The sequence below is a fragment of the Azoarcus taiwanensis genome (genome assembly GCF_012910885.1).
In the GTDB taxonomy this organism is placed as follows: Bacteria; Pseudomonadota; Gammaproteobacteria; order Burkholderiales; family Rhodocyclaceae; genus Azoarcus_F; species Azoarcus_F taiwanensis.
In genome coordinates this window covers 1-18,265 of the sequence record NZ_WTVM01000082.1, presented here as the reverse complement: position 1 = coordinate 18,265, position 18,265 = coordinate 1, and the positions used below count along the sequence as shown (strand labels likewise).

The following is an 18,265-nucleotide window of genomic DNA, read 5'->3' as shown; positions in this document are numbered from 1 at the left end:
GGGGTGCAAATACACCCGCGACCGGAAACGCGAACCCTGCCGTCAGAGCGGGTTCGCCCATCACTGCATCGGCACTGGCCAGCGCGCGCGCCATCGCGCCCTGCTCCCGCGGCGGCAGCGTCTGGGAACCGTAGGCCCCGGGACCTTCCTGCGGCATCAGCAAGGTCTCGCCTTCTGGCCCGAGTAGGAGCACCTCGCTGTAGCGGCCAAGCTCCTTGAGCGCCCGCAACCTGTCTCGTACCTGTTCGCGCGCTGCGACATCTCCCCGAGACAGCCAGCGCCCGACCGCGCCTGCCAGCAACTCGTCTTCGGTCAGCATCCGCGCGTCGCGCAACGACCGCTCGCGCCACGACAGCACGGCGCGCAACTGCAACTGATTGATCGACTGGAGTTCCCGCTCGGCCTGATGTCGGTGACGATGCTCGCGTTCGACGTATACCCCATGCAGCCATCCGATCAACCCGATCATGAACGCGACCAGCAAGGCCAGCCCCCCCACGATTAACGTGCGGCGGGTGTGAAATATGGCAGCAAGCGAGCGAAACAGGTCGGGCAAACGTAACACCGGGAAAGGGAAGATGATTTAATGGAGACCACCCCGCATCGAGTCGCGAAAAGGAGCTTCACATGGTCGGCAAGGCCTGGTCCCACAGTTGCCGGATGATCGCATACGGCCTGCTGACAATGTGCCTAATAGTTCTCGCGGGCGCACCGTTTGAGGCCATCGCGAGGGACGAGGTGGTGTTCGCCATCACCCTGGAACCCAACACCCTGGATCCAACCAGTGCGCCCGCCGCCGCAATCGGCGAGGTCGTGCACTACAACATCTTCGAAGGACTGATCCGGATCGAGGAAAACGGCAACACATCTCCGATGCTCGCCGAGTCCTGGGAGGCGTCGGCCGACGGCCTCAGCTACACCTTCCGCCTGCGCCCGGACGTGCGATTCCACGACGGACAGCCGCTCGAGGCAAGCGCGGTCAAGTTCTCTTTCGAACGCGCTCAGGCGCCCGACTCGGGCAACAAGTCCAAAGCCCGGCTGTTCGACAATATCGAGCGCATCGACACACCGGATGCGCGCACCGTGGTGCTGCACCTGCGCCATCCCGACCCGCACCTGCTCTACCGTCTTGGCGAAAGTCCGGCGGTGATCCTCCATCCGGCGAGCGCCGATCAGGCAGGCACCCAACCCATCGGTACCGGTCCATTCCGCCTCCAGAACTGGAACCGTGGCCATTCGATCACGCTCAGCAGGTGGGCCGGGTACCGCGACGCCGATTCAGTGGAGTTGCGCCAGGCCACCTTCCGTTTCATCAACTCCTTCATCGACGACAGTCCTCTGCCGCCGGATGTAGACGTCTTCTTCAACCTCGCGACACGTGCGGTTCTGAGCAATCGACTGAACGATCGCTATCAAGTGCTGATCGGCAACTCGAGCAGCAAGGGGCTGGTTGCGATCAACAATCGCGAACCGCCGCTCGACGACATCCGCGTTCGCCGTGCACTCAATCACGCAATCGACCGCGCGGCCATCATCCAGCAGGTGCTGCAGGGCCTGGGCACCCCCATCGGCAGCCATTTCTCGCCCACCGAATCCGGGTACCTGCACCTGGCCGACCGCTACCCGTTCGACCCCGAACGCGCCCGCTCACTGCTGAGCGAAGCCGGTTTCAACGACAATCTCAAACTGACACTGACCCTTCCCCCCACGCCCTACGCCCTCGATGGTGGCCAGCTTGTCGCTCGCCAACTGGCCGATGTCGGCATCGACATCGAACTCGAACACGTCAACTGGACCGAATGGCTTGGGGGTGCATTCAAGGGAAACTTCCAGCTCACCTTGATCAACCACGTCGAACCGCTCGATTACGACATCTACGCCGACCCCGCCTACTACTTCGGTTACGACAACGAGGAGTTCCGGGACCTGATCGACGCCCACCGCAACGCCGACAACCCGCGTCAGCGCAACCGCCTCCTCGCCGACATACAGCGCACGCTGGCCGACGACGCCGTCAACGCCTGGCTCTACGCACCCCAGATCTGCACGGTAGCCCGCAAGGGCCTGGAAGGCCTTTGGGTGAATTACCCCATCTACGTGCACGACCTCGCCGCACTGAGGTGGCGCTAAGGGCCAGTCACCGCCACCGTTTCTGCGTTGGCAGCCGTGCTCGGCCGAGCATGCCGGCACAACCAGGGTGATGGCTGGCTGGCACGGCTTCCTACCCCTCGGCCGCGTGCTTAAGCGCCTCGACCAATTGCTCATGCAGCCGTCGATCGCCGCATGCGATCACGGCGCCACCCTGCTGGGCGGATCCGCCATCCCAGGCGCTGACGACCCCACCTGCGCCCTCGATGATCGGGATGAGCGCCTGAATGTCATACGCTTGGAGGCTGGCTTCGACAATCGCGTCGACAAAGCCCGACGCCAGCATGCAGTAGGCGTAGCAATCGCCACCAAAGCGCGTCAGCCGCGCCTGAGCGGCGACCGAATCGAATGCTGCACGCTGTGCGGGCGTCGGGAACATCTCGGGGGTGGTGCACATCACCACGGCCGAGGTCAGCCCGTCGCAAGCCCGGGTCTTCAGTCGCACCCCGTTGCGCCACGCTCCCGAGCCCGTGCCAGTATAACGCTCGCCGGTGAATGGCTGGTTCATGACCCCGAGGACCGGTCGCTCGCCATCGTTGAGCGCGATCAGCGTGCCCCACAGCGGCAAGCCCGTGATGAACGCACGCGTGCCGTCGATCGGATCGAGCACCCAGGTCAGCGGACTGCTACCGCTCACCGTTCCGTCTTCCTCTCCAAGAACACCGTGCGTCGGATAGCGAGCCTGAATCAGGTCGCGCATCACACGTTCACCCGCCTGATCGGCAACCGTCACCGGGTCGAACACCCGCCCTCCCTTGTCAGTCACATCGAGCGGAGCACGGAAGTAGGGACGGATGACCTCGGCCGACGCATCAGCCAGTTCTTCGGCGAACGCGAGATATTCCGCGAGCTGTTCTTTGGAGAGGGACATCGTGATTCCTTCAGGGTATCGAGGAGCAAATCCTGGCCTGCGTTCGCGGACTGCGGCGGCGAGCCTCATCATCCCACAGCGCCGGCCCGGCACCGGGCTCAACACTTCCGCGGCCGCCCCAATGCTGCCGCACCGGGCGGGCTAAACGGATTGATGCTCCGCACCCCGGTCGACTTGAAGTCTTCCGTGTTGCGCGTAACCACGGTTAGGTCGTAGATGAGGGCGATGGCGGCAATCTGCTTATCGATAGGATGCTGGGGACTCGGTGACATCAGTCGGCCCCAGAGCTGAGCGCATTCAAGGTCAAAACCCAGAATCCGATCCGCATAATCAGCGACCACCATATCCAGCCAGGCTTCGAGTCGCGCGGCCTGCTCGCGGTCACCGCGGTTACGGATGATCTCAAGGCCCCGGCGAATCTCCCCGATTGTCTGGACCGACAGATAGATGTCCTCCGCGACCAGGGTGGAGAAAAAGGCGGTCACGCCCGGATTGGCGCGCCCACCTTTTCGCAGCTCGCTGATGATATTGGTGTCGAGCAGGTGCATCAGCCCTGCCTGAGGTTGAAGTCTTCATCGGTACCCACGTCCGGCATGCTGGCCAGAACGTCTTTGAAGGTCCGCCGCGCAGGTTGGGCAAGCGCTGCCCGCAGGATTTCCCGATGTTCCGCCTCTGCGCTTCGACCGTGCCGCGCCGCAGCTTCTTTCAAAGCCTGCGCGACCGAAGGCTCGATGTTACGAACGACAAGATTAGTCGCCATCACGCTCTCCTGACGATTGCAATGCTTGCATTGTAGCCAACGTCGCAATCATTGCAATCATTTTCGACACCACAGGCTCGTCAGGACGCTGCAATCACTTGCACACGCGACACGTCGGGGCTGGCGTGGTTTGCTTACCAGTTGTAGCTCATGCCCACCTTGGCGACCGGCATGCGCTTGAGCGAACTCAGGTCCCGCTCAATGGCGCGACGCTCAGCACGGATGGGAACCCCGCCGGGATGGCGCAATACGGATTTACCAGGACGGTTGTCGGGGCTTATCCAACCTTTCAGCGAACGGCAGCTCTCGGCGCAACTGATCAAGAAAAAACTGGCGCCAAAAACCAAAACGGGACCCTTGGTCCCGTTTTTTTCAACCTTCATTTCTATCGCTGCTAGCGCGCGCGGAAAGCAAAGCCTTGAAGCCTGCTATGCACAACCCAGAAAACCAAAATCCGGCCTGTCGGGAAATAAAGCATAACCTGGCCTGGTGGCCACTTTATGCTTAACGGCACAGTAATGCGCTGTTTCTACATCGAATTCGTGGTGGACCGAAGGAGGATCGAACTCCCGACCTCTGCATTGCGAACGCAGCGCTCTCCCAGCTGAGCTATCGGCCCATCAAGGGCGAGATTATAGACCAAGGATTCCGGCTTTTGAAACCCTGACCAAGCCGGGTTTCAGGTGGCGGTGCCCGTGCCCGTGCCCGAACCGACGGCGGCGCGGCCGAGGCGGTCATGGATGGCGGACCACTCAGGATCGGCGGGAGGCGTTTCGAGCAGAATCATGTCGGCGCCGCTGGCGTCGAGCGCGCGAAGCGCTGCGTAGAGATCATGCGCGTAGGCTTCCGCCGTATCGGGCGCACGAAGCCAAATGTGGACCGACACGCCGGCGTTATCAGCGTGGCGCGCATAGACCGCGATGCGCTCGGCATTTGCGGCTCGACGACGGATCTCCGCGTCCAGCTCCGCGTGCTCGACAAGAACAAGCGCAGTGGTGGGAGCGTAATGTGCGGCAAGTGAGCCGGAAACTCGAGGGGTAGTGCCGCCGGATGCGGCTGAGACCTTCGTCACTTGCTCCGGCATGCGGCCAATGACGGCGGCGATCCGCTCGGCGGAAATCGCGCCGGGGCGAAGTATGCGCGGTATGTTCCCGGAGAGATCGAGGATGGTGGATTCAATACCGACGTCGCAGGCGCCACCATCGAGGATCATCGCCACCCGATCTCCGAGCTCCTCCTCCACATGCTGCGCGGTGGTCGGGCTGATGCGGCCGAAACGGTTGGCGCTGGGGGCGGCAATGCCGGAGTCGAAGGCCTTGAGCAGTGCGAGTGCGACCGGATGACCGGGGACGCGCAGGCCAACGGTGTCCTGCCCACCGGTGACGGCATCCGGCACCATTGGGTCGCGCGGCAGAATCAAGGTCAGCGGGCCAGGCCAGAAGGCTCGGGCGAGTGCAATCGCCTCGCGCGGCACGCGCGAGGCCCAACGGGTGAGATGCTCTGCATCCGGCAGGTGAACGATCAGCGGATGGTCGGCCGGGCGTCCCTTGGCCGCGAAGATACGCGCGACTGCCTCCGGGTTCAGCGCGTCGGCACCCAGTCCGTACACCGTTTCGGTAGGCAGCGCGACCAGCTCGCCCCGCCGGAGCAGGCCGACGGCCTTCTCGATAGCCTCGGGACCAGGGGCAACGATGGCCATGGGCGCTTACTCGTCACGAATTCCGATGGCCGCGCGCGCGGCCATTGCGCGCTCGAGCACCTCGGGAGCCTGCTCACCGATGACAACGAAGTGCCCCATCTTTCGGCCGGCACGCGCCTGGTGCTTGCCGTAAAGATGCAAGCGCAGACCCGGCACCGCGTGCAGCGTCGACCAGTCCGGCTCGTGCCGGCGATCCTCGCCGTGCCAGATGTCACCAAGCAGATTCACCATGACCGCGGGCGAATGCTGACGCGGTTCGCCCAGGGGCAGACCGCAAAGCGCACGCACCTGTTGCTCGTACTGGCTGGTGACACAGGCATCGATGGTGTGGTGCCCACTGTTGTGCGGGCGCGGCGCCATTTCATTGACCAGGAGCTCGCCACGGCTGACGAAGAATTCGACACCGAGGGTGCCGACATAGCTCAGCGCTTCGGCAATGCGGCAAGCCATTGTCTGTGCAAGGTCACGCTGCGCCGAGCTTGCCCGCGCCGGGGCTATCGTGACGTCGAGAATGCCGTTGCGGTGCCGGTTTTCGCCCGGCGGGAAACAACGTACAGCTCCCTGCTCGTCACGCGCGAGTACCACCGAGACTTCAAAGTCGAGCGTCAGCAGCTTCTCGAGCACACAGGCTTCGTTGTGAAACTGATGGAACGCATGCAAGGCTTCGTCGCGGCTGGCCACCCTTGCCTGCCCCTTGCCGTCGTAGCCGAAACGCGCAACCTTGAGCACCGCGGGATAGAGGCCGTCGTCGGTCGCCCGGATGTCGTCTTCGCACTCGATGGCTGCGAATGGCCCGTGGGCGATACCGTTGTCCGCGAGGAAGCGCTTTTCGGCGATGCGGTTCTGACACACCGACACCGCTGCCGCAGACGGATGCACGGTGACGAACTTGGCGAGATAGTCGAGAGTGCCAGCGGGTACGTTTTCAAACTCGGTGGTCACCGCGGCGCAACTGGCCGCCATTTCATCCAGCGCGGTGAAATCATCATAGGCCGCAACCAGATGGCGATCCGCGATGAGTCCGGCCGGGCTGTTGGCATCCGGATCGAGCACCCAGACCTTGTAGCCCATTTCGTGCGCAGCCGACACAAAGAAGCGGCCGAGCTGGCCGCCGCCAAGCATGCCGAGGGTGGCGGGCGGGAGAATCATGTGGAGATCTCAGTCGAGGGTCATGGCCAGCACGGATTGTGTCTGGCGGGCACGGAAATCGTCGAGTCTGGCGGCGAGCGCAGCGTCCTCGTTGGCGAGCAGCGACACCGCGAACAAGGCGGCGTTGGCTGCACCGGCTTCACCGATGGCAAAGGTAGCCACTGGCACGCCCTTGGGCATCTGCACGATGGACAGCAGTGAATCCTGACCGGAGAGCGCACGCGACTGCACCGGCACGCCGAGCACCGGCAGCGTCGTTTTGGCGGCGACCATGCCCGGCAGGTGAGCAGCGCCGCCGGCGCCGGCGATGATCGCCTTGAGACCGCGTCCGCGCGCCGTTTCGGCGTATTCGAACATCAGGTCGGGCGTGCGATGAGCGGAGACCACGCGCGCCTCGAACGGAATGCCGAACTCCTCGAGAAAGGTCGCCGCGGCCTTCATCGTGGGCCAGTCGGAGTTGGACCCCATGATGATGCCGACCAGCGGCGCGCCCTGCTTGTTCGTGCTCATATCAGCGTCCCTTGCGATTGGCGGCACGTTCGGCGGAGATCACCGTATTTTCCAGCAGCATCGTGATGGTCATCGGGCCAACGCCACCGGGTACCGGCGTGATCAGCGACGCCACCTCGCTCGCCGAGGCGAAATCCACGTCGCCGCAAAGCTTGCCGGCTTCCTCACCTTCCGTAAGGCGGTTGATGCCAACGTCGATGACCACCGCACCGGGCTTGATCATGTCGCCTGTGACGAAACGCGGCTTGCCGACAGCGGCCACCAGGATGTCCGCGCGCTTGGTGTGAAAGGTCAGATCACGGGTGCGCGAGTGACACACGGTGACCGTAGCACCAGCATTGGTGAGCAGCATGGCCATTGGCTTGCCAACGATGTTGGAGCGCCCGATGACGACCGCCTCAGCCCCTGAAAGCGGAACGTTCTCCGATTCGAACATCTTCATGACGCCGTGCGGCGTGCAGGGTATGAAGCCCTGTTGCCCTTGGGACAAGCGGCCGACGCTCTCGGCATGGAAACCGTCCACATCCTTCTCGACGCTGATTGCCTCGAGCACTTCGGATTCGTCGAACTGCGGCGGCAGCGGCAGTTGCACGAGAATGCCGTGCACCGAAGTGTCGCCGTTGAGTTCGGCCAACCGGTCCATGACGACCTGCGGGTCAGCGTCGGCTGGGTAATCGAAGACGCCCGCCTTCTCGCAAGCCGCCACCTTGTTGCGCACATAGACGGCGGAGGCCGGGTCGCTGCCGACCAGAATAACGGCCAGACAAGGCTGCTCGCCACGGGCTGCAAGCTCCTCGGCGCGGGCGGCTATATCTTCCCTGACGCGGGCGGCAAGCGCGTTGCCGTCGATGGTCCGTGCGGTCATCCTGAAAACCCCTCGGAAAAATCCGGCATTTTACCGCATACCGCGCCGCAGCAATGCAGTGTGTTGGTCAGAGTCTGAGCATTGGCAGTGCGGTCGGACACTTGAGGCCGATCTTATCGATCTCGCCACGGCTATTGAGGTGACGCACGGTGAGCTCGAATGCGCCGATGCTCACCCGATCGCCCTCCACCGCGTGGCGCCCGAGTCGGCGGATGAGGAGCGAGGCCAACGGCAACGCGGCTTCGCCATCTTCGAGCGCCAACCCGTAGGCGGTTGCAAGGTCGCCGGCCGGGCAGTCGGCGGCCACGGTGAACTCGCCGAAAAAGCCGGCGTTGGCGGACAGCTCGTTCTCGCGTCCGGGGGCGAAAGCCTCGGCCAGACGCTCGGCCATTTCGTCCGGCGCGATCAGCCACACCGCATCGCCTTCGCGCATTCGGGTCGCGCGGTTGAGAGGCACAGCCTTGCCATGACGCAGCACTGCGGCGCACCGGGCCTCCGGTCCGGCCTCGCGCTCGACGAAGCTGTCCGGCTGCATACCCTCGGCGCGCGAAAGGTGGCCGACCCGATACTCCATCAGATCGAGGGTTTCGTTTCTTCCGACCCAGACCTCGACCCTATCGACCGGCTCGTTACGAGGCGGCACGACGACTTTGAGCAGGCGCGCGGCCACCGGCACGGTTGAGCCTTGCACCAGCAGAGAAACGATCACGACCGCGAAGGCCACCTCGAACAGCAGCAACGAATGCGGCACCCCCATCATCAACGGGTAGATCGCCAACACGATAGGCACCGCGCCTCGCAGACCCACCCAGGAGATATAGGCGACCTCGTTCGGTGCGAAACGCTGCTTGAGCAGACACAGCCACACTGCGGCCGGACGGGCGACCAGCATCAGGAAGAATGCCATTGCCAGAGCACGAGGCGCATGATCGAAGACGTGCGACGGCGTGACCAGCAATCCGAGTGCGAGGAACATGCCTGCCTGCGAAAGCCACGCCAGGCCATCCATGACCCGCAGCACATGCTCGGTGGCGTGACAGCGCCGGTTGCCGATCATCAGCCCGGCAAGATAGATCGCCAGGAAGCCGCTGCCACCGATCATGTTGGTCGCGGCGAACACCATCAACCCGCCGGAAACGATCAGCAATGCGTAAAGCCCCTCGGCCAGCCTCAGCCGTGCGAGGAGAGCCGCCAGAATCCAGCCCCCCAGCAGGCCCGTCAGGGCGCCGAACGCTAGTTGCTGCAGCAACATCACGCCGTAGGCCCAGCCATCTCGTTCGCCGGGGTTCATGATCATTTGCACCATCACCGTGACCATCAGGATGGCCATCGGATCGTTGGCGCCCGACTCGATCTCGAGAGTCGATTTGACGCGATCGTTCAGGCGCACCCCGCTGTTACGCAGCAGCGAGAACACCGCAGCGGCGTCGGTCGAGCCTACGATTGCCGCCAGGAGCAATCCGATCCGCCAGTCGACCCCGAACAGCCAGGTGGCGAACACGCCGAGTACCAGGGCAGTGGCGACCACACCCAGCGTGGCCAGTGTCGCCGCCGGCTTGAACGCTACGCGCAGGGTCGAGGCACGAGTGCGCAGGCCACCGTCCAGCAGGATGACCGCGAGCGCGAGTTGCGCGACGAGCATCGTGGTGGAGAAGTCGTGGAACACGATGCCGCCCACGCCTTCCTCGCCGGCCAACATGCCAACGACGAGAAACAGCAACAGCAAAGGCAGGCCGAGCCGGGCCGTCAGAGTGCTTGCCAGCACGCTGACGAAAAGCAGAACCCCTCCGAGCAGCAGCACACCGTTGATGAAAGACATGAGAAACCGTGCGCCCTGCAGGCGCTTTCCAGAGCACACAACGCGGCAAGCCGCACCATTGTCAGTTCAGACACGGGCTGGAAATGAATACCGCTTGCCGTCGTGCCTGAGTTGAGACGCCGCTCAAGATACCAGAAGCGCCCCCTGACGCGGTTTCCCGGGGCGTAAGCGCGTGTTAACGAGTCCCGCCCGATGACACCTCACATGCGCATAGCCGCCGGATCCCCCGCAATCACGCTCTGCACAAGCTCCGCCAGCGAATTGGCTCCCATCTTCTCCATGACTCGCGCTCTGTGCACTTCCACGGTTTTGATGCTGATGCCGAGCATGTCGGCAATCTGCTTGTTGAGCTTGCCGGCGATGATGAGATCCAGCACCTCGCGCTCGCGCTGGGTGAGCTCGGAGAGGCGGCGCGCGGTTTCCCCCTCCTGCAGCCGCCGCTCGCGCTCCTGACGGTCGCGCGCGAGGCTGTCCTCGATGAGGCCGCGTATGTCGCGATCGCCGAATGGCTTCTCGATGTAGTCCATCGCACCCCGCTTGACCGCCTTGACCGCCATTGGCACATCGCCATGACCGGTGATGAAGACTACCGGCAGCGGGCAATGACGCTCGCGCAAGACCTCGAACAGTTCAAGTCCGCTCATGCCTGGCATGCGCACATCGAGGACCAGACAGCCACTCATCTCGAGATCGAACACCTCGAGAAACGCTTCTGCGGACTCGTACGCGCAAACCTTGTAGCCACTCGACTCGAGCAGCCAGACCAGCGAATCACGCAAGGCCTCGTCGTCATCGACGAGATACACACACTGATCAGGCTCTTCTTGCGACATGCTCACTGGCGACCTCCGTTGGCAGCGTAAACGTGAAGATGGTACCGCCATCGGGGTTCGGCGCCACAGTCAACCGGCCTTCATGGAACTCGATGATGGATCTGCAGATGTTCAAACCCATGCCCATGCCCTCGGCCTTGGTCGAATAGAAGGGGGTGAAGAGCTGACCCACCTCCTCCTCGCTGATGCCATGGCCACGGTCGATGACCGACACCTCGACAAGGCGCGCGCTCTGCAGGCGCACACGCACGGTCAGCACTCTTTCGTTGCGCGGCAACGCCGACATGGCATCGAGACCATTCTTTACGAGATTGATCACCACCTGTTCGACCATGATCCTGTCGGCATGGACCATCGGCAGATCTGCGGCGATGTCGAGTTCGATCCGCCCGCCCAGACGACGAACGTCGATCGCGGCGAAACCGATTGCGTCGTCAAGCACCTCTTCAAGTCTGACCGCGCCACGCCGGGGCTCGCTCTTTTTCACGAACTCACGCACCCTGCGGATGATCTTGCCCGCCCGTTCGGCCTGGAAGCTCGCCTTCTGCATCGCGGAGAGAAGATCCTCTTCCTTGAACCTGCCCGATTGAATGCGGGTTACACAGCCCATGCAGTAGTTGGCGATGGCCGACAAAGGTTGGTTGAGTTCGTGCGCCAGGGTCGAGGCCATCTCGCCCATGGTGATCAGGCGCGAGGTGTGCTGCAGACGTTCGGCTTGTTGTTGGGACGATTCAGCGATCTGCTTGCGATCGGTGATGTCGGTGGCGATTCCCATACGCACCACACGCGCGTCCACCCAGCTCGTGGCGCGCTCACGCACGTGATACCAGCGACCGGAGAGCGGATTTTGAACCTCACCGTCGAACAACTCGACCGGCAAATCGTTCACATCCAGTGCGCGCAGATTCGCCAGATAGTCGCCCCCATCGGGTTGCGGCACTGCCACCCCGCGTACCGTGCGACCCACTGCATCGAAACCGAAGATCTTCTTGAATGCACGATTGGCAAACAGTATTTCGTCGGAGCGCACATCGGCCACAAATACCGCGGCCTCTAGCCCGTCGAGCACGGCTTCCAGGCGCTGCTGGGCTTCCTCGAGGGCTTCCCTCACCCGCTTGGGTTCCGTAATGTCGGTAACCGAGGCCATCCAGCCCGTCTGCTTGCCTGTCAGATCGATCAAGGGCGAAAGATAGAAACGCGCATCCAGCCGCGCCCCATCGCGCCGCCGGATACGCATCTCGAAACCACTTGCAGGGGCCTGACCCGACAAGGTCACGTCGAGGTTCTTCTGGCAGATTTCCAGATCTTCCTCAGGCCAGTAGGGAAACGGCGGCTCGGCACCGACCAGTTCTTCCTGACTGAAACCGACCAGCCTGCAGAACGCGGAATTGACGTAGATGATCCGCCCCGAGAGGTCGATCGCCCGCATACCGGTGATGACCGACTCCTCCATTGCCTTCCGAAAGGCTGACTCGGCCCGCAAGGCATCCTCCCCTGCCTTGCGGCCGGTGATGTCATGGGCAACGGCATAGACCAGACCTTCGTCGAGCACCGGATTGATGCTCCAGGCCAGCCACTTGAAGGTGCCATCGCCGCAGCGGCAGCGATTCTCGAAATTCACCGGCTCGCCCAGCGAGAGCCGGCGCATCTGCACCAGGGTGTCGGATATATCGTCGCTATGCACGATGTCGAGCAAGGCCCGCCCGGGAAGCTGCTGCGGAGAATGGCCGAGAATCCGCTCGAAGGCCGGATTGCAGCGCCGGAAATGACCGTCGAGCCCGACGATGCACAACAGATCGAGCGACAGATTGAACAGTCGATCACGCTCCTTCTCCACCTGAACCCGCCGTCTGACGTGGGTACGCAGCAACCACAGGCTCCACAGGATGATGATCGACAGACCGACGATCATCGCGATCGGCAACGCTTCAGGCAGCTGTCCATCTGTGCGGAATGCGGTGGCGCGCATCATCAGCCCATTGCCGGGCGGATCCAGCGGAATCGCGAATGAGATGCTCTCATCGAGGTCCATGACACTGGAGTTGACCGCCAGAATCTCGCCCTTGGCGCTGACCAGCGACAAACGATACTTCTCGGCAAACCAGCTTGGCACCAGATGGCGCACCATCCGGTCAATGGAATAGACGGCAACCAGGGCGCCGAGAAATTCGCGCCCATGCCTGACCGGCACGTACACCTCCAGCACCATCTTGTCGCGCGTATTCACGTAAGCCTCGCCATAGCTTGGCCGTCCGAGTTCGCGAGCACGGAAGAAAGGCTGAGTCTGGAGCCCGGACAGGGTGTCGCCCGAAAGCCACTCCGTGGTGTCGAACGGAGCGCTCCAGCGGACGGCCTGATCCGGATCGACCCAGACCACGTTGATCAGCTCGGGGTTGTTCGCGATGTGCTGGTTGGCACGCAACTGGAAACCGTCCGAATCCAGTGCGTCCGCACCTATGTCGCGCGCAAGCTGTTGCAGGAACTCTTCGGTGCCGAGCATGTGCAGACGAATGGTCTGCTCCGCCCATTGCACATCGCGTGCAACTGCATTGCGCTGCGTTTCGGCTTCACGCGCCTGCAACAGCCAGACAAGTGCAAGCATCGTGAGCGCGAACACTCCCACCGCCACATACGGTGCAGTCCAGTACCAGCGCGCAAGATTGGCCTGGCGACGTTGCTCAGGCATCGCAAACCTCCACCGCCCCGCGGTGACCGGATGCTTGGGCGTAATAACGCGCAGGCCAATGGTTGAGCATGTTCGAGATTCCGTCAGGTTGGCCGGATGCGAACCGCACGCCGGACAAACCGACGCCGCCCCAGCCGTGATGCGGCAGTTGCCCGGCCGCTTATCCCCAGATCATCGCAGAGCGCACCGCTGCGGATAATCGGGTGTTTCCCTTACCACGCACTGCCCGCGACCCACGCTGTTGCGCTTGGGGTTTTCGGCAATTATGCGCAAACGCTGCAGCGCCTACATTGACGCATTGACATGACGCCCGACGTCACCGCGACCAGGCAACCGCTCTGGTGCCGTGACGACACGGATTTGCAGACAGGGACGCGCACGCCTGACCACCGGCATCTCAGGCGCGGGCGCGATTGAAAAGAAGAATGTGCATGCTTCGCTTCATCCTCGCCGTGGGCCTGTGGCTGTTCGCAGGCGCCTCAGTCGCTCAGGCTCCGGACCCGATCCGCATCGGCGTCACCGGCCCGTTCACCGGCGGATCGAGCCCGATGGGGCTGTCGATGCGCGAGGGCATCCGTATCGCCGCAGACCAGGTCAATGCGGCCGGCGGCGCCCTGGGTCGCCCGATCGAGCTGATCGAGCGCGACGACGAGGCGCGCAACGAAAGAGGCGCTCAGGTCGTGCAGGAGCTGATCGAAGCCGAAGGCATCGTCGCCGGCCTCGGCATTGTAAACACCGGTGTCGCCCTCGCCAGTCAGCGCCACTACCAGCGTGCACGCATCCCGGTGATCACTTCGGTGGCAACAGGCACGCTCGTCACCCGCCAGTTCATCCCCCCCGAACATCCCGACAACTTCGTGTTCCGTGTGTCGGCAAACGACACCTTGCAGGCGGCGATGATTGTTTTCGAGGCGATCGACAGACGGGGCTTCGATCGGGTGGCAATCTTCCACGATGCGACCAACTACGGGCAGCTCGGACGCGAAGATCTTGAAAAAGCGCTGGCGGCACGCGGTATCGAACCGGTCGCAATCGAGCGCTTTCAGCTTCGCCAGGCCGATATGACGCCAATGATCCGCCGCGCTCGAGATGCTGGCGCACAAGCCATCCTGACCTACGGCATCGGTCCGGAGCTCGCCCAGATTGCCAATACCCGCGCGCGCATGGGTTGGCCTGTGCCCATCATTGGCAGCTGGACGCTGGCAATGTCCAATTTCGTCGACGCCGCCGGCCCGAACGCGGAGGGAACGCGTATGCCCCAGACCTTCATCGCGGAACCCACCACCGAGAAGCGTGCCACCTTTCTTGACGCGTGGCGTCAGCGCACCGGCAGTGTTCGCATACCGGTTCCCCCCGCGGCTGCACAGGGTTATGATTCGATGCTGATTCTCGCTGCGGCGATCGAACAGGCGGGCAGCACTGAAGGCGATCGCATTCGCGAGGCGCTCGAGTCTCTCGAGCAGACGATCGAGGGCGTTGTGATGACTTATGAACGCCCATTTTCGCGCGCAAACCGCGAGTCGATTACGCGCACTCACGACATCTTCATGGGCGAGGTGCGCAACGGGCGCATCGTCTTCGCCTACGAGGATGATCGCCAGAGGGCTTCCGGCCAATGAACCGGCGGCGCTCAACCTGTCTTCATGTCCGGTCGGGAAAACTCTCCCTCCCTCACTCGTTTCCCGACCGGCTTTTTTCTTCCCGACCGCCGATACCGAGCGGCCTCTTCCCCCTGTATCCACCTGATAGCGCCTCTATCGCGCCACGGACACGCTGCGCGCCGAGCGTTGACGCAGGTGCTCGGCATGTCGGCTCTGACGGGCAATCGCACGCGCCAGGAGGCTGAAATACCCCAAGCATTGGACAACTTCTATTGCACTAGTTGAAATATCGTTTTATATTCCGAAATGTCGTCGCTGGTACGGCAGAATCGTGCCTACGCGAGTCATCAACGCGCCGCCCCACCAGGCGGGTTCGCCAACGAACAGTCATGAGGAGACATGCCATGACCGGTAAGCAAAACGCACCCCTGAATTCCGACCCGGACGCCCAGGAAACCAGCGAATGGCTGGAGGCGCTCGATGGCGTCATCGAGAACGAAGGCCCGGAACGTGCCCACTACCTCATCGAGAAGCTGATCGAGTCGGCCCGTGAAGACGGCATTGACCTGCCCTACTCGGCCACCACCCAGTACATCAACACCATCCCGGTCGAACGCCAACCCAAGTACCCGGGCGACGCGGACATGGAGATCAAGCTGCACTCCTATATCCGCTGGAACGCGATGGCGATGGTGGTACGTGCCAACAAGAACACCAACGTCGGCGGCCACATTGCTTCCTTCGCATCCGCCGCTGCGCTTTACGACGTGGGCGTTTCCCACTTCTGGAAAAGCCTCGAACACGAGACCGGCGGCGACCTGATCTTCTTCCAGGGGCACTCGGTACCCGGCGTCTACGCCCGCGCGTTCATGCTCGGCCGCCTCACCGAAGACCAGATGGACAACTACCGTCAGGAAGTCGACGGCAAGGGCATTTCCTCCTATCCCCACCCGTGGCTGATGCCGGACTTCTGGCAGTTCCCCACAGTGTCGATGGGTCTGGGCCCACTGCAGGCCATTTATCAGGCCCGCTTCATGAAATACATGGCCAGCCGCGGCCTGATCGACGCTGCCAAGGCCGAGCAGCGCAAGGTATGGGCTTTCCTCGGTGACGGCGAGACCGACGAGGTCGAATCGCTAGGCGCCATCGGCATGGCCGCACGTGAGCGTCTGGACAACCTGGTGTTCGTCATCAACTGCAACCTGCAGCGCCTGGACGGTCCGGTGCGCGGCAACGGCAAGATCATCCAGGAGCTGGAAGCCGAATTCCGCGGCGCCGGGTGGAACGTCCTAAAAGTGATCTGGGGCACCCACTGGGACGCACTGCTCGCGCGTGACAAGAAGGGCATCCTCAAGAGACGCATGATGGAATGCGTTGACGGCGAGTACCAGACCTTCAAGGCCAAGGACGGCGCCTATGTGCGCGAGCACTTCTTCAACACCCCGGAACTGAAGGAGCTGGTGGCCGACTGGACCGACGAGGAGATCTGGAATCTCAACCGCGGCGGGCACGACCTGTTCAAGATCTTTGCCGCCTACAAGGCCGCCAGCGAACACAAGGGGCAACCCACGCTGATTCTCGCCAAGACCATCAAGGGCTTCGGCATGGGCCAGGCCGGCGAGGCGATGAACATCTCCCACCAGCAAAAGAAGCTGGACGTGGACGCCATCCGCCGCTTCCGCGACCGCTTCGGGTTGCCGGTCCCGGACGACAAGCTGGCCGAACTCCCCTACCTGAAGTTCGAGGAAGGCTCGCCCGAATACAAGTACATGATGGAACGCCGCATGGCGCTGGGCGGCTTCCTGCCGCAACGTCGGCAGAAGGCCGGAGCGCTGGCGGTGCCGGGTCTGGACGCCTTCGCCGCGCTGCTCAAGGCCTCCGGCGAAGGGCGCGAGCTGTCCACCACCATGGCCATCGTGCGCATCATGAACACGCTCCTCAAGGACAAGCAGATCGGCCGCCACATCGTACCGATCGTGCCGGACGAGAGCCGCACCTTCGGCATGGAAGGCATGTTCCGCCAGTACGGCATCTGGAGCCAGGAGGGCCAGAAGTACGTGCCGGAAGACCATGACCAGCTGATGTTCTACAAGGAGTCGACCACCGGCCAGGTACTGCAGGAGGGCATCAACGAAGCCGGCGCGATGAGCGACTGGATCGCTGCCGGCACTGCCTACAGCGTGCATGGCGTGCAGATGGTGCCCTTCTACATCTTCTACTCGATGTTCGGCCTGCAGCGCACCATGGACCTGTGCTGGGCGGCAGCAGACCAGCGCACCCGCGGTTTCATGATCGGTGGCACCGCCGGGCGCACCACGCTCAACGGCGAAGGCCTGCAGCACGAGGACGGCCACAGCCAGATCATGGCCAACATGATCCCCAACTGCGTGAGCTACGACCCGACCTTCCAGTACGAAGTCGCGGTCATCGTGCAGGATGGCATGCGCCGGATGTTCGCCGACCAGGAGGACATCTACTACTACATCACGGTGATGAACGAGAACTACGAACATCCCGAGATGCCGGCCGGCGCCGAGAAGGACATCCTCAAGGGCATGTACGCCTTCCGCAAGGGCGACGACAAGAAAGGGCCGCGCGTGCAGTTGCTCGGCGCGGGCACGATCTTCAACGAGGTCATCGCCGCCGCCGAGCTGCTCAAGAACGACTGGGGCGTCGAATCCGACCTGTGGGGCTGCCCGAGCTTCAACGAACTGACCCGCGACGGCCAGCACTGCGAGCGCTGGAACATGCTCCACCCGATGGAAGCGCCCAAGAAGTCGCATGTCGAGACCTGCCTCGAAGGCACCGAAGGCCCGGTTATCGCCGCCACCGACTACATGAAGCTCTTCGCCGAGCAGATCCGCCCCTTCGTCAAGCGCACCTACGTGACGCTGGGCACCGACGGCTTCGGCCGTTCGGACACCCGCGAGAAGCTGCGCCACTTCTTCGAGGTGGATCGCTACTGGGTCACGCTGGCCGCGCTCAAGGCGCTGGCTGACGACGGCGTGATTCCGCGCGAAAAGGTCGCCGCTGCCATGGTCAAGTACAAGCTCGACCCCAACAAGCCCGATCCGGTAACGGTTTGAGGAGGAGATGACGATGAGCCAATTGATTGATGTGAAGGTTCCGGACATCGGCGACTTCTCCGACGTGCCGGTGATCGAGCTATTCGTTAAGGTCGGCGACACCATCGCGGTCGATGATTCGATCGCCACACTGGAGTCCGACAAGGCCACGATGGACGCGCCCTCCTCGCACGCTGGCGTGGTCAAGGAGATCCTGGTTGCGGTCGGAGACAAGGTCGCCGAAGGCAGCCTGCTGATC

At 63.0% G+C, this 18,265-nt stretch carries 16 protein-coding genes and 1 tRNA gene; 4 read left to right on the top strand and 13 right to left on the bottom strand.

Going from position 1 to position 18,265, the window contains the following annotated elements; all coding sequences use genetic code 11:
- On the bottom strand, positions 1-556 hold a 556-nt coding region (locus tag GPA21_RS13275), incomplete at its 3' end, for a hypothetical protein (RefSeq protein WP_211163585.1).
- Positions 557-627: 71 nt separating this feature from the next.
- Here GPA21_RS13275 and GPA21_RS13270 point away from each other — a divergent pair.
- A complete protein-coding gene (locus GPA21_RS13270; protein WP_246261955.1) occupies positions 628-2,130 on the top strand; it encodes an ABC transporter substrate-binding protein in 1,503 nt (500 codons plus the stop codon).
- A gap of 91 nt (positions 2,131-2,221) precedes the next feature.
- Here the strand turns inward: GPA21_RS13270 and hisN are convergent, their stop codons facing one another.
- From hisN to GPA21_RS13210, 12 genes are all read right to left on the bottom strand, one after another.
- A complete protein-coding gene (gene hisN / locus GPA21_RS13265; RefSeq protein WP_168988626.1) occupies positions 2,222-3,019 on the bottom strand; it encodes a histidinol-phosphatase in 798 nt (265 codons plus the stop codon).
- 98 nt (positions 3,020-3,117) lie between these two features.
- On the bottom strand, positions 3,118-3,567 hold the full coding sequence (locus GPA21_RS13260) for a type II toxin-antitoxin system VapC family toxin (protein WP_168988625.1): 450 nt from the start codon (positions 3,565-3,567) through the stop codon (positions 3,118-3,120).
- Entirely contained in the window at positions 3,567-3,779 is a 213-nt protein-coding gene (locus tag GPA21_RS13255) for a FitA-like ribbon-helix-helix domain-containing protein (protein ID WP_168988624.1), read from the bottom strand. Before GPA21_RS13255 ends, GPA21_RS13260 begins: the two co-directional genes overlap by 1 nt.
- A gap of 134 nt (positions 3,780-3,913) precedes the next feature.
- Positions 3,914-4,162 carry a hypothetical protein gene (locus GPA21_RS13250; protein ID WP_168988623.1) on the bottom strand — a complete coding sequence of 83 codons (249 nt, stop codon included), beginning with the start codon at positions 4,160-4,162 and terminating at the stop codon, positions 3,914-3,916.
- Between the two features lie 160 nt (positions 4,163-4,322).
- Positions 4,323-4,398, bottom strand: a tRNA-Ala gene (locus GPA21_RS13245).
- A 60-nt stretch (positions 4,399-4,458) separates the two neighbouring features.
- Positions 4,459-5,478, bottom strand: coding sequence for an L-threonylcarbamoyladenylate synthase (locus tag GPA21_RS13240; protein ID WP_168988622.1), 1,020 nt, complete (start codon positions 5,476-5,478; stop codon positions 4,459-4,461).
- A gap of 6 nt (positions 5,479-5,484) precedes the next feature.
- Positions 5,485-6,627 carry a 5-(carboxyamino)imidazole ribonucleotide synthase gene (locus GPA21_RS13235; protein WP_168988621.1) on the bottom strand — a complete coding sequence of 381 codons (1,143 nt, stop codon included), beginning with the start codon at positions 6,625-6,627 and terminating at the stop codon, positions 5,485-5,487.
- A gap of 9 nt (positions 6,628-6,636) precedes the next feature.
- Positions 6,637-7,137, bottom strand: a complete 501-nt coding sequence (purE, locus tag GPA21_RS13230; RefSeq protein ID WP_168988620.1) for a 5-(carboxyamino)imidazole ribonucleotide mutase — start codon at positions 7,135-7,137, stop codon at positions 6,637-6,639.
- A 1-nt stretch (position 7,138) separates the two neighbouring features.
- Positions 7,139-8,002 carry a bifunctional methylenetetrahydrofolate dehydrogenase/methenyltetrahydrofolate cyclohydrolase FolD gene (gene folD / locus GPA21_RS13225; protein WP_168988619.1) on the bottom strand — a complete coding sequence of 288 codons (864 nt, stop codon included), beginning with the start codon at positions 8,000-8,002 and terminating at the stop codon, positions 7,139-7,141.
- Positions 8,003-8,069: 67 nt separating this feature from the next.
- Complete coding sequence (locus GPA21_RS13220; protein ID WP_168988618.1) at positions 8,070-9,821, bottom strand: potassium/proton antiporter; 1,752 nt, start codon at positions 9,819-9,821, stop codon at positions 8,070-8,072.
- A gap of 200 nt (positions 9,822-10,021) precedes the next feature.
- The gene (locus tag GPA21_RS13215; protein WP_168988627.1) at positions 10,022-10,654 is read right to left on the bottom strand and encodes a response regulator transcription factor; all 633 of its coding nucleotides are present in this window, start codon (positions 10,652-10,654) and stop codon (positions 10,022-10,024) included.
- Complete coding sequence (locus GPA21_RS13210; protein ID WP_168988617.1) at positions 10,635-13,340, bottom strand: PAS domain S-box protein; 2,706 nt, start codon at positions 13,338-13,340, stop codon at positions 10,635-10,637. The genes GPA21_RS13215 and GPA21_RS13210 overlap by 20 nt, the downstream gene beginning before the upstream one ends.
- Before the next feature lie 431 nt (positions 13,341-13,771).
- Here GPA21_RS13210 and GPA21_RS13205 point away from each other — a divergent pair, with 431 nt between their 5' ends.
- From GPA21_RS13205 to GPA21_RS13195, 3 genes are all read left to right on the top strand, one after another.
- Positions 13,772-14,959, top strand: a complete 1,188-nt coding sequence (locus GPA21_RS13205; protein WP_168988616.1) for an ABC transporter substrate-binding protein — start codon at positions 13,772-13,774, stop codon at positions 14,957-14,959.
- A 386-nt stretch (positions 14,960-15,345) separates the two neighbouring features.
- Entirely contained in the window at positions 15,346-18,027 is a 2,682-nt protein-coding gene (gene aceE, locus GPA21_RS13200; RefSeq protein ID WP_168988615.1) for a pyruvate dehydrogenase (acetyl-transferring), homodimeric type, read from the top strand.
- 13 nt (positions 18,028-18,040) lie between these two features.
- On the top strand, positions 18,041-18,265 hold a 225-nt coding region (locus tag GPA21_RS13195; RefSeq protein WP_339379904.1), incomplete at its 3' end, for a biotin/lipoyl-containing protein.

Bases quoted from the DNA above. Each gene is read 5' to 3' on its own strand.
- GPA21_RS13255 (WP_168988624.1), bottom strand. From the start codon at position 3,779: ATGGCGACTAATCTTGTCGTTCGTAACATCGAGCCTTCGGTCGCGCAG.
- hisN (WP_168988626.1), bottom strand. From the start codon at position 3,019: ATGTCCCTCTCCAAAGAACAGCTCGCGGAATATCTCGCGTTCGCCGAA.
- GPA21_RS13260 (WP_168988625.1), bottom strand. From the start codon at position 3,567: ATGCACCTGCTCGACACCAATATCATCAGCGAGCTGCGAAAAGGTGGG.
- GPA21_RS13220 (WP_168988618.1), bottom strand. From the start codon at position 9,821: ATGTCTTTCATCAACGGTGTGCTGCTGCTCGGAGGGGTTCTGCTTTTC.
- GPA21_RS13210 (WP_168988617.1), bottom strand. From the start codon at position 13,340: ATGCCTGAGCAACGTCGCCAGGCCAATCTTGCGCGCTGGTACTGGACT.
- GPA21_RS13270 (WP_246261955.1), top strand. From the start codon at position 628: ATGGTCGGCAAGGCCTGGTCCCACAGTTGCCGGATGATCGCATACGGC.
- GPA21_RS13215 (WP_168988627.1), bottom strand. From the start codon at position 10,654: ATGTCGCAAGAAGAGCCTGATCAGTGTGTGTATCTCGTCGATGACGAC.
- purE (WP_168988620.1), bottom strand. From the start codon at position 7,137: ATGAGCACGAACAAGCAGGGCGCGCCGCTGGTCGGCATCATCATGGGG.
- GPA21_RS13235 (WP_168988621.1), bottom strand. From the start codon at position 6,627: ATGATTCTCCCGCCCGCCACCCTCGGCATGCTTGGCGGCGGCCAGCTC.
- GPA21_RS13250 (WP_168988623.1), bottom strand. From the start codon at position 4,162: ATGAAGGTTGAAAAAAACGGGACCAAGGGTCCCGTTTTGGTTTTTGGC.
- folD (WP_168988619.1), bottom strand. From the start codon at position 8,002: ATGACCGCACGGACCATCGACGGCAACGCGCTTGCCGCCCGCGTCAGG.
- GPA21_RS13205 (WP_168988616.1), top strand. From the start codon at position 13,772: ATGCTTCGCTTCATCCTCGCCGTGGGCCTGTGGCTGTTCGCAGGCGCC.
- aceE (WP_168988615.1), top strand. From the start codon at position 15,346: ATGACCGGTAAGCAAAACGCACCCCTGAATTCCGACCCGGACGCCCAG.
- GPA21_RS13240 (WP_168988622.1), bottom strand. From the start codon at position 5,478: ATGGCCATCGTTGCCCCTGGTCCCGAGGCTATCGAGAAGGCCGTCGGC.